Annotated in this window: 11 protein-coding genes; all 11 read right to left on the bottom strand. The window is 51.7% G+C overall.

Annotation, left to right across the window (positions count from 1 at the left end; genetic code table 11):
* Positions 1-472: 472 nt before the first annotated feature.
* Positions 473-2824: a ubiquitin-activating E1 FCCH domain-containing protein gene (locus NKJ81_RS29305; protein WP_352542586.1), complete on the bottom strand. Its 2352-nt coding sequence runs from the start codon at positions 2822-2824 to the stop codon at positions 473-475.
* 814 nt (positions 2825-3638) lie between these two features.
* The gene (locus NKJ81_RS29300; RefSeq protein ID WP_352542585.1) at positions 3639-4592 is read right to left on the bottom strand and encodes a UDP-glucuronic acid decarboxylase family protein; all 954 of its coding nucleotides are present in this window, start codon (positions 4590-4592) and stop codon (positions 3639-3641) included.
* 40 nt (positions 4593-4632) lie between these two features.
* Positions 4633-5469 carry a glycosyltransferase family 2 protein gene (locus NKJ81_RS29295; protein ID WP_352542584.1) on the bottom strand — a complete coding sequence of 279 codons (837 nt, stop codon included), beginning with the start codon at positions 5467-5469 and terminating at the stop codon, positions 4633-4635.
* A 526-nt stretch (positions 5470-5995) separates the two neighbouring features.
* Positions 5996-7207 (bottom strand): glycosyltransferase, encoded by a 1212-nt coding sequence (locus tag NKJ81_RS29290; RefSeq protein ID WP_352542583.1) that lies wholly within the window; start codon positions 7205-7207, stop codon positions 5996-5998.
* Positions 7153-8337 (bottom strand): glycosyltransferase family 4 protein, encoded by a 1185-nt coding sequence (locus NKJ81_RS29285; protein WP_352542582.1) that lies wholly within the window; start codon positions 8335-8337, stop codon positions 7153-7155. The genes NKJ81_RS29290 and NKJ81_RS29285 overlap by 55 nt, the downstream gene beginning before the upstream one ends.
* Positions 8334-9170 carry a glycosyltransferase family 2 protein gene (locus NKJ81_RS29280; RefSeq protein WP_502904351.1) on the bottom strand — a complete coding sequence of 279 codons (837 nt, stop codon included), beginning with the start codon at positions 9168-9170 and terminating at the stop codon, positions 8334-8336. Before NKJ81_RS29280 ends, NKJ81_RS29285 begins: the two co-directional genes overlap by 4 nt.
* 36 nt (positions 9171-9206) lie before the next feature.
* Positions 9207-10544: a lipopolysaccharide biosynthesis protein gene (locus NKJ81_RS29275; RefSeq protein WP_352542580.1), complete on the bottom strand. Its 1338-nt coding sequence runs from the start codon at positions 10542-10544 to the stop codon at positions 9207-9209.
* 114 nt (positions 10545-10658) lie between these two features.
* The gene (locus NKJ81_RS29270) at positions 10659-11456 is read right to left on the bottom strand and encodes an FkbM family methyltransferase (RefSeq protein WP_352542579.1); all 798 of its coding nucleotides are present in this window, start codon (positions 11454-11456) and stop codon (positions 10659-10661) included.
* 30 nt (positions 11457-11486) lie between these two features.
* Entirely contained in the window at positions 11487-12236 is a 750-nt protein-coding gene (locus NKJ81_RS29265) for an FkbM family methyltransferase (protein WP_352542578.1), read from the bottom strand.
* Positions 12233-13771, bottom strand: coding sequence for a hypothetical protein (locus NKJ81_RS29260; RefSeq protein WP_352542577.1), 1539 nt, complete (start codon positions 13769-13771; stop codon positions 12233-12235). Before NKJ81_RS29260 ends, NKJ81_RS29265 begins: the two co-directional genes overlap by 4 nt.
* A 6-nt stretch (positions 13772-13777) precedes the next feature.
* A complete protein-coding gene (locus NKJ81_RS29255; protein ID WP_352542576.1) occupies positions 13778-14665 on the bottom strand; it encodes an O-fucosyltransferase family protein in 888 nt (295 codons plus the stop codon).
* Positions 14666-14681 lie beyond the last annotated feature (16 nt).

Below are 14681 nucleotides of genomic sequence, written 5' to 3'. Positions count from 1 at the left end.
TGCCGCTATAGCGACGCGATCTGCCCATCTAAACCGAACTGGGCGCCCGCCGCCCTTGGGAGAGTTGCTCTGACGTCACCTCCCAGACCTACTATACGCCGACAAACCCAACAAGAAAATTTCGCTATCTACCTGATAGGTAGGAAAAGCTGCGAATCCAGCTGAAAACGCACGTCGCCGAAGGATTGCAGCGAGTAGGCAGGTCAAATCCTACCCAGCTCATTTAGGCCTGAGTTTATCAGAGCGCTTGTCTTCGGCGGTTGTGACGAGATTGAGAGCGAAATGGCGCACAATAGCTGCCGTGAGGGCACGGTGCCCTTTGCGAGACGCGTCTGGTTGTCATCGAAGACGACAGCGAGCCAGCGGCCGCGCACGGCACGGCTGGCCCATTCGCCCCTGTCGAAGCGACTGTGTCAGTGCGCGAGCGGGCCACAGACCCGCCCCCGAACTCTAAGGCGTCGTGTGGCAGGCGTCAGGTACCCATTCGACGCTCGACCACCTCAAGCTCAACCAGATCAAGAATATCGGTCGAACTGGTGAGCCTCACAACGGCATCCCCAGTAATGTAGAATTGATCGTGGTCCAAGCTCGGGTCGCCGCCCTCAGAAACAACTTGTGTAAAGAAATGGGGGGCCGTGTTGGTTATGATTGCATTCAGAGTTCCTACCCTTCCAAGATTGATCCCCCTTCCAAGGATAAGTGCACTAGTACTCCCTTGGAATAGAAGCATAGGATGTCTAACGATCACCATACCTCTGGTTCGCGAAATGGCTCGCAACGTCAGCTCAAGTTGTCGATACCCATTTCCAAGTTCCTGAGGGCCGTAGTTGTGCTTCAGCTTGAACGGAATGGCGATTGTTGTAGCTCCGACCGGGGTGCCCGATGAGCGCAAAACGGCTTTATAGTGAAGCGTTGGCGACCACCCGAGATAGGGCACCTGTGTAACACTAACTGCCTTCATAGCGATGCCAGATGCCACCTTCCCGCCTGAGGAGTATGCGGGGTAGAAGCGCGTGTCTATGTCAGACAATTCAAATGTGTCGGTTGTTGCGTTGGCCACTGTGAACGTCAGCTTATTGACCGGTATCATTCCTGCAACGCCGTCGATCCTAATGACATCACCGTCTGAAAGGTTATGTGACGGGGCTGTAACAACTCCAGGACTGGCTCTCGCAATCCCGGTGATGCTGATGACTGACCCTCTAGCGCCCCATTCATCTGCGGGAGTAAGAACGATCGGCTCTGCTCGCGGTGCAGTTCTTTGGATTGTTCGGCGGATGTTGACCGACGCGACGGATTGATCATCAACCTCCACAAAGCCTATCGGGCTTGTCGCGGCGTCAGCGTCAATGGTCGGGACCTTGCAGCGCCTGACGTACATACCTCGCACATAGGTCGCGCCAAGACCGCCGTGAAGACTTTCGATGTCTTCATAAACCCTGTCGTAAAGCTGGCCTAGATATTGGTAGTCAGGCAGGAGGAGAACGCCACCGCCACCCGCTATGATCGCACCGGATGGATCGGTCGCCTTCACCCGTTTTGCGTGACCACCTAGGCAGCGAAGCCCCACGGAACTGGCTCCTTGACCGGGAAGCATCGTCTCTGTGATATCCTCAAATTTCGTTTCAAAGGACGGATGGCACTCGACGCTGGCGACATTGTTGAGCCCTTCCAATCGCTGAACAAGGGTATTTCTAGCCCAGGAATTTGCATCTATTGGATGCCTGCATCCTTCGGCATAAATGTCTCGGAAATTGCAATTTGCCGAAGCATTAGAAACGTTGATCGTGTAACGGCTATTGAGAAGCCGTAGTCGTTCGCCAACGACGCCTTCGCATTTGCTGATTATCAAACAGTCGATTCCCCCTGGCTCTCCCTGTGCGGAGCTACCTTCTATCGTTGCGTCACAAAAATATGGCGCGCGAAGATTGGTGAAATCGAGCCGACTCCCGTGGGAGCACTTCCAGCTCACGCCTTCGAGCACGAGCTTTCCGGAGCGGTAAACGGATATCGTTGTCTCACTTGGCGTGAAGTTGAAGTTGGTCGGCTCAACCAGTAATATTTTGCCCTCTGAGCATAAGCCGACCACGCCAAGAACCTGTTTGCCGTAACCATACGATGCTTCGACGGCCGTATCAGTGTCCAGGTGAATCAGATCTCCATTTTGGATACCGCTCGCACTGCTTATGGTGATTGCCCTATCGCCCCAAGCAACTGCCGATGTTAGCGTCAGGCCTGTGGCGACAGTTATTCCATGGAAATTTACGCAAGGTGCACCCCCGTTGATCAGCAGTCTTGCACCACCATTTGAGAAGATGCGAAGCTGTTTACCGGGAGCGATCTCGAACGACACTGCACCAGCTATGTTTATGTCCCGGCCGGCTGGCAACTCTAGCGGCGCGTTCAGCATCAGTGCCAGATCTATAGCATCGGCGAAAGGAGCGGCGTCGTTCGTCATGCCGTCACAGACTGCACCAAGCATCTGGACGTTGATAGTCGGTTCTGCAAGTTCCCACCAAGCGCCATCGAGCGACTGGAATTTGCCGGCGTGGGGGGGCTGAGAAACAGCTCTTTTGTACAGCGCCGTGCCGCCATCGCCAGCTGAAGAATAACCAATGACCCGGAGCGCGCTGATGTCCGCAGGAACAGCAAACGCCGCCATGCCTGTCTTCGTCGCGTAGATCGGCGCATACCCCTGGTTCACCGCGTCTGCGGCAGCAAATTTATCTGCGCCCGCTAGTGCGGTCGGCACACGCGTGCCAAAGGCTGCAATGGGGGCAACCTTCAAAAATGAACGGCGATTTGTTCTGGCGTCGTCAACCAAGCGACATCTCAATCAAGCTGTTAAAAACCGATATGGCACCCTCTCGGCGCTGGCGATACAAAAACACGTGAGCAAGCGAATGCTCGGTGACCGCTCCAAAGGGCAGTCCACTTGTTCTCTTCCGGCAGTCGCAAGCTATGGCTCGCGACGGCCGCTCAGACCGTCGATCCTGCACCACGGCGACTACAATCGCCCGGGCGCGGGACCGGAGTAGTTGCGCATCCGGCCACCCAGTGATTGAGTTCCTTGGTGGTGGGGTGGCGACGTGACCCATGCGTCCTATGGCCGGCATAATACAAGTTGAGTATCTACTGCAAAAGTCGCATTGCCAGTTCACGACCTTGTAATCGAGTCCCGTGGCTGGGCACGACCCAGTCGTGGCAGCATTGTCTCCAGAGCGATCATCCGGGCGGCATCAGATGATCAACGGCACGGTAGCAAAGGCGCACCGGTCGGCCCTGGCACGAAGAGTCGCCCAGGCAATCGCACTTGCCGTGGCAGAACGACCCGATCCACGCCGTCGCTGGCGATTCCTTTGACAGCGCGCTCCCGTTACCCTTAAAGGCAAAGCACCTCCTCGATCGCTCGCCGGCGCGCGCTGCGACGATGCTTGGCCGACCCGACGGTCAATAAAGGCCGCCGACGCCTTCAAAGGCCGCCGACGCCTTCTTCCTCATATTTTGACATGCTACGCAACTCGCGTCCAGCAGACCCGTTCATCCCTAGCTTTCGTTCGCTGGTGACCAAACCAGACAATTATCTGCCACGACACACTGGAAGCGCCCATACACCTGTTGTGGCGCGCGCACTCGGTTTATATAGCCGCCCTAAAGTATTCAATCGTTCGATGGAGCCCCTCTTCCAGGTTCACTTTTGGCTCCCAACCAAGAAGCTCTTTAGCCTTCGTTATGTCAGGTTGCCGCTGCCGGGGATCGTCTTGAGGAAGGGGCATCCTGACTATCGGAACTGACGATTCTGTCATAGCCAGCGTCCGTTCGGCCAGCTCCCTGATGGTAAATTCCGTCGGATTTCCGATATTAATAGGTCCGGCGACCGAAGGGGCTGTCCCCATGAGTCGTATCAACCCGTCAACTAAGTCATCAACATAACAGAAGGAACGGCTTTGATCTCCGTCCCCATAAACTGTGATAGGACGGCCTGTAAGCGCTTGAACTATAAAATTCGAAACCACCCGCCCATCTGCCAAATGCATTCGTGGACCATAAGTATTGAATATTCTTGCTACTTTGATCTCAAGACCTAGCTGTCTATGATAGTCGAAGAAAAGCGTCTCGGCGCACCGCTTGCCCTCATCGTAACACGATCGCGGTCCGATCGGATTTACATGTCCCCAGTACTCTTCCGTTTGCGGATGAATGGCCGGGTCGCCGTACACTTCACTAGTTGAAGCCTGGAGTATCTTACAACGAAGCCGCTTAGCCAGACCGAGCATATTGATGGCCCCATGTACCGACGTCTTTGTCGTCTGTATCGGATCATGTTGATAGTGAACGGGCGACGCCGGACAGGCAAGATTGTAGATCTCATCTACCTCCACATAAAGCGGGAGTGTCACGTCGTGTCGTAGAAATTCAAACCGCGGATTATTATGTAGATGATCGATATTCTTCTTGGTCCCGGTGAACAAGTTATCGACACACAGTACCTCGTGTCCCTCGTCAATTAGCCGATCGACAAGGTGCGAGCCAACGAACCCAGCCCCACCAGTAACAAGAATTCGCTTACGATTGCTATACGTTCTCGTCATTCTGCGTTCCTCTAGACCGCCCTATTGAACCTTATACCGACTAACTCTTGACCTTATTCTCAGCCATTAAATTTCTAATCATAAAAAAATACCATGTTTTGTAGAATGCATAAGAAAATCCCGGGAATCCGTCCAGGATTCCCAGTCTCACAAAATAGCTATAGATGAAATAGAACCACGGATACCACCATTTTCCTATATTTTTGTACTTAAATTTTTGCCTGTCAGTCAGATGAGTTGTATCCTTCGACCAATCGATACTCATGTATCTTTTGACCTCCCATTTGGCGTAGTCCTGGTGTCGGTCAATAAACTTCTCGATGCCGCGGAAATCTAGATGGTCGATTTTTGATCTTATCTCGCCGGCCTTGCGATTCAAGATTGGGTGCTCGTGCACTTCCATGTCAAGATTGCTCCACCGGTGCTCATCGATTCGCTCGTAGTAAGCTGAGCCCACACGGAACAACGCAAGTTTCTTCTGCGGGACACCAAATCGCAGGGGCCTCCCGAGGAAATAATTAGTAAAATTTAGCCAGAATCCCTCTACCTCAGTGTTGGCAAGAGCGCGAGAGAGTTCATCACAAAATTCGTCCGAAACAACCTCATCCGCGTCCAAAAACAAAACCCAGCGCGTCTTAAACTCATAGTTGATGAGCATCCAATTTCTCTTCTTTGGATAATTTCCATCCCAAGAGAAACTAATAAATTCAACACCGTGCTCGTCCACAATTTGTTTTGTAGAGTCCGTGCTGCCGGAGTCGACAACAACCACCTTTTCGAACCTTTTTAGCTTTGCCAAGCACCTACCAATATTCAATTCCTCATTTTTTACAGGAATAACTACTGTCACGGCGATCAGGAAATTACGGTCTTTCAACGACGGCCAACCATTTTTGCGGGGTTTCCAGCTACGATTGAGTTTTCGCCAACATCCTTCATCACGACAGCTCTAGCACCAGCTATTGCGCCAGCGCCTATCGTCACGCCAGGACCAATGAACGCATCAGCGCAAATCCAAGCCCCTGGCCCAACAACGATCGGGCGCTTTTCCAGGGGCATTCGCGGGTCACGGTATGAATGTGTCCCCGCGCATAGGTGCGCTAGTTGTGATATAACAGCGCCCTCACAGATTTGAATGGGACCCAATGCATATAGAATAGCCTTATCTCCTATGGCTACCCCTCTTCCCAAATGTATATTCCACGGCATTGTTATCTCGACGCTCGGATACACATGCACTTGATCCTCTATTGTTGCCCCAAAAAGCCGTAAAAGCATGCGCCGCCATGCCCAAAATGGCCTCGGACTCAGCGCGAACAATGGGTAGGCGAAAGTCCACAGCACCCGCGCAGCTTGCTCACGCTTGCTCCACTTGACCATACGGCGGTTCTCTTCAAAGTCGACTATTCGAACACTCGGATCCATTTCGGCACTTCTCTCCGACCACCGATTAACCAGCGATAAGACTCTGTCATTCGACTTGCAATGGAATCCCATGAAAAGTCCTGCAACATCCATTCTCTGCCCCGCAGACCCATTGCAACGCGTTCATTCGGAGAAATCGACATTGCCGCTCGGAGGCATGACGCAAGCGGCTCAGCACCATGGTCGACCCACCAGCCGCAACGTTTCGTTTCCAGCATTTGCCACGGCGCACCTTTAGAAGAAATTACAGGTGTACCGGCTGCAAGGCTTTCGGCGACCGTCATGCCAAAATTCTCGCTGAGCGTCGGCAAAGCGAAGAGTTCGGCTCGTGCGAGCAACTCTCGTTTCCGCTCTCCATAAACGGCGTCGCGAACTTGGACGTTAGCCAACGACAAGTTGGCGGCAAGCCGTCTGAGTTCGTCTGCGTGCCCGCCTTCGCTAGGCCCAAGAATGAGTAAGTTCCACCCCGGAAAATCTGCTTCGACCGACGACCAAGCTCGAATAAGACGGTCAAGCCCTTTCTTTGGATGGATACGGCCAAGTGAGATTACAATTTTTTCCTTTGGCTGAGCGGCCGGGTCATTTTCCAGCACGTCAATTCCGTTAGGTACAATTGCGACCGCTCCCGTTAAGCCGAAGGCGCGAATGTCGTGGTATTCTTGCTCGCTCGTTGCATGAAAGAGATCGACTGACGACAAGGCGCGGTTCTGGAACAGTGCGCCGAATGCTTTTTTGCGCACCGCCGAAAAGCGGAGGGCAGCGGGCGAAAGCATTCCACGTGGAGCAAGTACGAGCTTCGCGCCCGTGTTATTCTTCACCAGCGCGCCGTATACATTTGGCATCAACCAAAGGCCGTGATTGTGTATGATATCTGGCTTTGCCAGCTTTAGAGCCCTCAACAGCGAACCGGAAAAGGCCATCCTTCGCAAAACTGGATAATCGGCAAAATCGGATTCAAAGCGACGGTGTAAAAATCCATCCCGAAGATACGCGGCCTTCTTACCTATTGAGTAGACGGAAACATCGTCGTTCCGAGCGGCCTGCCTGGCAGCCAACGCCGGCACCGAATAAGATGGCCCAGACGCTTCCTCCTCAATCGAGGCAATGGTGTGGACGATCCGGAGCGGAAGACCAGTCAAACTGTATGCTCTTGTAGCAACAGTTGGCCTGGCTTCGGTGGCAAACTCCAAGCGGGTATCGGGCGTGTTGCGCTAGCGCCGGATCCAGCCTCGATGTAATCAAGTACTTCCGCCAAATAAGCCGCAGCCGCCTGCGGGGTGATGCATCGCTGAAAGGCGCAGACCTTGTCCACAAGCTCGGTTGAATTTGAAAGCCTCGCCAGACTCCGTGTAAGAGCATCGGCGAGAGACGCAGGTGATCCGGCCCGGAACAACTCGCCTGCACCGCTTACCTCTACCAGTTCTTTTGCGCCCACGCCATCACTGACGACGACCGGCAGGCCCGAGAGAAGAGCCTCGTTCACCCGAATACCCCATGGCTCTTCAAGACCCGGAGCTATAAGAATATTTGCCCAATTAAACAATTCCCTCAGTTTGTCATTACTGACCACCCCTTCAAATTTTACATTTTCTTGCAAACCAAGGCGGTCTCTCATCTTCAAAAGATAAGATTCAGACGACCCGAATCCGGTTACAGCACACTCAAATGGTATTTTGTGTTTCAGTATAGCTAAGGCGGATAGAAGACAATCCTGGCCCTTAAACGGCTCTAAATAGCCAATGCATAGAATACGTAGATCGAAGTTGGGGCCAGTCTTCCTGGTTATTGCTGGAAAATCAGGAAAGTATCCGTACCGAAAGATACGATCCCTCGCGAAACCTAAGCGTTCGAAATCACGTTGATGATCACCCGATGCAGACAGAACAAACTTAGCCTTTTGGGCGACAGAACGAGTGCGAAACGGCGTCACTATTGGGCCGACAAACTTTTTTATGATGCGCCTCAGTCCAGTCCGAAGATTCGCTGGCGCTTCCATGATAACGCCAAATTCTCGGTTTTTTTCTACCAGTCGGTGCGAGACATACCGAACACGTTTATCATGATATATTCCGTTTACAATGTGAAGGCCCGCACGATCATCAATCAGCGCAACAGCCTTAGAAATCCAATTTGCACCAAGCACTTCGAATGACAATTCACCAAAGTCAGGTATACCCCAACCTAGCTTTTTGCGGTGAGTTGGTAAGTCGTTCAAAGCTACAAAAAGGATATCGATGTCTAGTTGCTCGGCTAGAGATTTGAAAACCGGAATGGCACTTTTGCAGGGAATTCCCCACCAAACTGTCAATTTTCGTCTCATTCCATTTTCTCCAAAAGCAAAGGCAAAGGCTTTCCGTGCCAATGCCAGCTATCGACCAACGATCGAATGTATCCAGGCGTAGACGCTTTGAGTGCCAGTCGTAGCGGAGCCACGAAAGCGTCCGATCGAACCTTGCACCTCATTTGAATCTGCTCGATATGTTCCCTCTCTCTCCCTTTCGCGGTTTCAATCCGTAACTGCTTAGGATCGTCGGGATCAGAAAACATGTGCCCTGACATTTTAGCGTTCTCGTGCAGGCGAAGTGCCCACGTATATCGCGGCAGACGAACGAAGCGCGAACCGCAAAGCGCGAAGCGCCACCACAATTCGGTGTCCATCATATAGTGCAATTTCCGATTAATCCCACCGACGCGCTCGTAAAGGTCGCGGCCAAAAAACGCCGATGGGCCGCATGCTGACAACACCCCAAGCTGAACAGCCAGCCTTGACCACGCTTCGCCTCTCCGACAGCGGAGCACGAAACCATCGGCATCTATCCACACCAGGTTTCCGAATGCCCATTCGCAGTCAGGCTGCGAAACAAACGTGCGAGCAACGCTAGATAGTGCGCCAGGAAGAAGGATGTCATCCGAACTCAGCCAGGTCAAAATATCACCGGTCGCCTTCGAAAAGCCCTTGGCCAGGGCATCGCTCTGGCCATCATCCTTGCTGCTTTCACACACCGCGATTCGATCACGGTATTGATCGACGATTGCCATCGTCTCATCTGTCGATCCACCGTCCATCAAAATCACTTCTTTATCGAAATAGTCCTGACTAAAAATGGAAAGAAGAGCTTCTTCGATAAAGCGCCCCTGATTCAAAGTCGGCATTACTATTGATATTCTCACTCTTACACCTGATTATTCCTATGTACTTGCTGGCTCGGCCCCGGCACTACCAGTTTCTCTTTGTTCCAAAATTCTCGGTACAATCCAAATGAACGGAGCGATCAGACAGATTGCGTACGAGATAACCGTACCCCATACAGCGCCAGCGGCGCCGATAAAATGAATTAGGGCGATTGAAGTGGGCACGTTTACCATCATCATCGCCACCATTGCTCGCATGAGAATGGTTGTCTGTCCGACTGAACGAAGTAGCGTGGCGGTAGTGTGCACCAGCATCGTAGCTACGACGAGGGCCGCCATTCCGCCCAACAAAAGAGGGCTAGACGCGATAGAAGCTCCAAGCCAAAGCTTAGTCAAGGGCCCGTAAAGCATCCAAATTAGACTACTTGCCACAGATGATATGATACCCATTGAAATCAGCGTTCGAAGATAGGTAGTCCGGACCCAACGTCTTTCGCCGTTGGCGTCGGCCCGGGCTAGAGCTGGCCAAAGCGCATCATTCGCTACGGCCAAAAACATTATCGGAACTCCAAATACCCGCTGTGCCAATCCGTAGGGCACAGCGGCCCCAGCACCGGCAATCACGCTTATCAAAGTCAAATCTGTGTGTGAGGCAATTGCAAAGGAAGCTTGGCTAAGGGCGAGCTTTGATCCTTCCCGAAACATACCAACAACGTCTCTCCATAAAAAGTAGCGCCGGGAAAATAATGGAACATTATAGCGGCTCAGCGCATATCGCCCGAGGAAAAACATGAGAAGATATTGAGGGCAGAGAAAGGCCATCACAAGAATATGTAGTGGCTGCTTAAACGATATGGAAATCAGGAGCAAACACGTTGCACTGATTACTCCGACCAACTCAATGCTATAGGCAACCCCCCCAAGCAATGACCCGATCAATACGAACTTCGGCACATTCGCAGGAAAGCCGACGCCGAGCAAAAGCGCCATCGTCGCCAAATGCGTTGTAACTTCATGGGCAGAGACTGACGCTCTTACGCCCAAGAGAGACGGCAGATCGACAAGCCAGCAGATTAAAAGCCCAGCGACCGTGCAAAACAACCCGGATAAAACAGATATCGTCATAGCACTGGTAGCAGCACGGCGAGCTGCGTCATGCGAAGGATCTTTGAGCGAGCGACCCACTGCAGTGACAATGGCACCTGCCGTCCCTGAATACGCGAATCCAAGAACGCCCATGAGGGAAAGGGAAAGGATCCAAAGACCAAAACGATCCTGCCCAAGATATGTGAGAAGCGACGGCACTGTCACTAAAGTCGCAAGAACCCGAACGACATTTGCGACGCTTCCGAGAACGGCAGTTGAGGCGACTTGCCGAAGTCTTCTGGTCAGCAAACGATCAATCCGACTGCACAAAATACAATATCATTTCCTCACAACAGTTATGCAACAACTCATCCAATAGGGGAGATAGCCCTTGCGTACTGATGATATAGATGTAGATGGCATCTATCTCCAACACTCTGGAAGAACGACCGCAGGGCGATATGGCAGATTATCTGCGTCTAGCGGATTTGGAATTAAGCACTTCCCACTCTCGATCAAAGCCGTGCGATCCTTGCGATGAAACGTAAATTCCATAACCGGTGGAATACTCACGCCACCTCTTTGGGTCGGCGGCGCAACGTTATTCGGGTGAATATGGACGACGTAGTGATGGCGCAGTAACTTTCGGAATGTTGCACTTATAATTTGCATCTGCCACTCCCCAAATAGCCGGGTAAGGTGATGAAATTCAATCACCATTATTCTAAACTTTTTTAGATTTTCTTCGCTAAGATCCAAAAGCACGCGATACTCTGCCCCTTCGATATCCATTTGGAGTATCCGATCGCCATCAAGCTCTGGAGGAACCTTCTGGCACAAGGAATCAAGCCGCATGTTCACATTATCCTCGTGAACGTCCACAAATTTCTTGAAGAAATGGAAATTCGGATCGTCAACAGGAGGTCCATCTACAGACGCATCTGCCATAAACGAGTGCAATCCGCGCTTCGACATTTCAGAATCGAAGCTCACCTCTGTCGAGACGCCAGGCGAAATCAATATCTTCATGCCCTCCATATCCTCTGGCAGTAGATACCCGCCATCACCCGGCTTCCCAATTCTTACTAACGGCGTAGTCGTTGCACGCGGGCGCACAGAGTGAACAAACTCCGCCAGCCGTGAGAAATCTGCACTGCGCTCCAGCCAAACCTGGTCACCCGATAGCCGCTCTACACTATTTTTGATGAATGCTTGTATCATTGGGTTACCTCGAGTAAGCGTTGAGTGAAATCACTGCGGCCGAGTGTCGTCCGACCGAACATAAACGATGTCCATCGCCTCGAGCCTGCCATAGCCGTCCCGAAGGACAGGATGGACATCCCATAAGCTCAAACCGTTAGAAGTCATAATAGCGTCAAGCTGCTTCCATGAAGCTTGACCTTCATAGTAGTCTACGAGGTGAACTTCTAAGAGTGCGCCCGCGGAACGTCTCAGTGTCTCGCGAGCGCCGGCAAGAACGAGATGTTCGGCGCCCTGAACATCCAACTTTAGGAAAAATGATCCCTCGGATAACTCAAGTGATCCAACCAAGTCGTCCAAGCGCTTTGTTGGAACCTGGATTGTTTCCAGAATCGTGAGTTGCTCGCTCTCATTCAGCATATAGTCAGTTGGTTGGAGCAATGAGCTACTCACAAAATTCTTAGTCACGTTGAAAGAAACGTTGCCATCGAAGTCGCTAAGCGCCGCCCGCGGCGCTACCACCCATCGTTCGCCAAATGCCGACGCCGAAGCCAAGAGCTCCTGATAGACTTGGGGCAAGGCCTCGAACGATATAACCGTCCCCTCAAACCCAGCCTTCAAAATCTCAGATGCAAACTGACCCCGATTCGCACCCACATCCAGAAGGAACCGTGCTTGTTTGATGTTGAGAAGCTCGACAAGCCGAAGATCAAAGCGTGAGTAGAGATTGCTTGGACTCACCTCGAGTCCAACTAGTCGCGCCATATCTCTGGCTCGTAGCTTCAAAGAATGTGGGATCATTCAATCTCTCCGGTGTTTCTGAAATGCGAAGGAGCGCTTGTTTCTAACTGTATGGGGACCTCAGCAAATCGAATGGGTGTTGAAGCGGGTCTTCTCCTATCACTGGGATTCAAGGACAAGAGGTGTCTCCGACCATCGATATTTAGCGTCTGCTGAAGACCGAATGTCAGAATTGCGCCAACCAGCAGTGACAGTTCGAGCACATAGATACGTATCATTGCTAAAAACATAAGCGGGATAACCGTGCGTTGCATAAAAAGAAGGGACCGCCACAACCTTCTATCCAACAAGTCTCCACCCTGCCGAGCTCCTGGGGTCAGAGCCGCCATCAGCATAACAAAGAGAAACACAGAAAAGATACCTCCACTAGCGAGGTAAAACGTCAAACCGGTTTTCGGAAATATGATGCGGTCTTCCATGTAGTACCGCCACACGTCAGGAATATAGTCGTTGGTAAAAAGGTGAGCCAATCCCAGCCCCTTTCCTACGATCATCGATTGAGTGTCATCGAGCATTGACTTAAGAATAATCACATCGAAGTCTTCCACTTCTAACCGGTCCAGCGTTCTGCTTTGTAGAAGAGAAACAAAGCTATCTGGAGTCGCCACCTCTTGTGCAGACAAACCAAGGGTATCGATACTCGAGACTCTCGTGAGGAACACAGCGAGAATCAGAACAGCACCAGTGGTATACAACGAAACTATCTCGCCGTTCCGGAGCGGTCGCCCTACGCTGCGCAGCGCTAGGTAAACAGCCAATCCTAGACATAATGAAACGAAGGCCGAGGTCGACTGCGTGAGCAAAATCGCCACTAGACCGACTCCTCCCGCAAAATATCTATTGAACTTGGACGGGAAGATCTGACGCCCCATCGTAATTAACATCAGCAAAAGCACGCAGGCGCCAATACCTAAACTCTTCGGTTCGCCGGCAAGAGAACCAGGCCTAATATAAAGGGAGCCGCCCATAGCCAGCATACCGGTTCGCACATCTTCTGCCCCCATAAAAAGTCCGAGCGGTAAAATATCGATTCCCGTCGCCACAAAAACGGCGAACTGGCAAATACCGAGCAGACACAGTGTGAGCAGAGAAACGCAGATACATCGAATTAGGAAGCGAGAAGGTATGTCGATCCCTTTCGCCAAAAGCAGGAACATGGGCGCAAAGCTAAGTGTGAGACTGATTGCAGCTACGAAAACACGCAGCCAGCCATTTCGAAATGCGCCACCAACAAATTCTACGCCTGATCCTGTTACAGACAGCGAAACAGTGGCGGCACAAAATCCCGACGCCAACAGCAGCATATAGATTAGAAAAAGCGACGACTTTATTGGATCAAAGCGCCCATGCAGAAGATATTTGAATATGAGAATGCCAAACAGGAGCTTAGAGAGCGGAAGGTTGAGCCCCACATTTGGGGTCAGCGCAAACCAGGGTTGAAGAAACGCCGGTACAGCTAAATCCTTTCCAAGCGGCAGGCGCATCGCAACAAGGGCAGCCAATCCCAACACGATAAATGGAACTATCTGAGCCATCGTCCTTCAATAAAATCCATTACCGCGGAGCCAAGGCGTTCTGTCTACCCCGTCGATTTCCAAGCTCAGGTCAGTAAATTCTAGTGCCGGATTCACACAAAGTGTGTAACAGGTTACTCTGGAGTGACTTCTAACGAGATAATTACATCGCGAAAGAATCAACGCTTCGGTAAGAACATCTTGACCCTTAGTTAGACCACTTCCTGCGACCCCAATATCGTAGTGACCGTGCAAGGACGTTCCGTCTGTTGATCGTAAACTCTTTCGAACAACAAGCCGCTCGCGGTAGCGATGGCCGAACTCCTCGACAATTCGCTCGTCATCGGTTGCTAAGAACACTCGTCCATCGGGGTTTCTGTTGACCCATTTGTCTGCGTGATGTTTATAGAGATCAATCGCAGCGACTTTCCGGTTCTCAACACCGGTCGCCGCATCCGTCATGCGAATATGAACACCAAGCGTTAGATTGCTAAATTCGTCACGGACGAACGTCTCAACTGCGTCTGCAATTTCCTTTCGGACAACACAATACGTCGCGAGCGCACGTCTAAGCGATGCGCGGACGCTCAGGCCGTCATATGGGCGAAATGTATCGGCAGTTGGTCGATATTTCATATCCAAGGACAAGCGCGATCTGGGCGTCCTAATATCAAACTCGGCCTGTTCGAAAAAGTAGCGATAAGCGTTCTGTCCCGAGTTCGCATCGAAATAGAGGCTATTTTGCCCCCATACCACGGAGGCATCAGCTCCGCAAAGCTCAGCAAACCTTAGCCCATTGAGGGTCATGAAGAGGTCACCAAAGAAACCGCAGCCACGTGATGGAATGCGCAAACGCAATGGCGCCACTTTAGCGAAAAGCGAAAAAGCGGAATTCTGCAGGCCATAGATGTTCATAGCTGAGCTAACCGCT

It is taken from the genome of Mesorhizobium sp. M0018 (assembly GCF_040323955.1).
In the GTDB taxonomy this organism is placed as follows: Bacteria; Pseudomonadota; Alphaproteobacteria; order Rhizobiales; family Rhizobiaceae; genus Mesorhizobium.
Note: the sequence above shows the minus strand (reverse complement) of the source record. Positions and strands in the feature narration are given on the sequence as shown.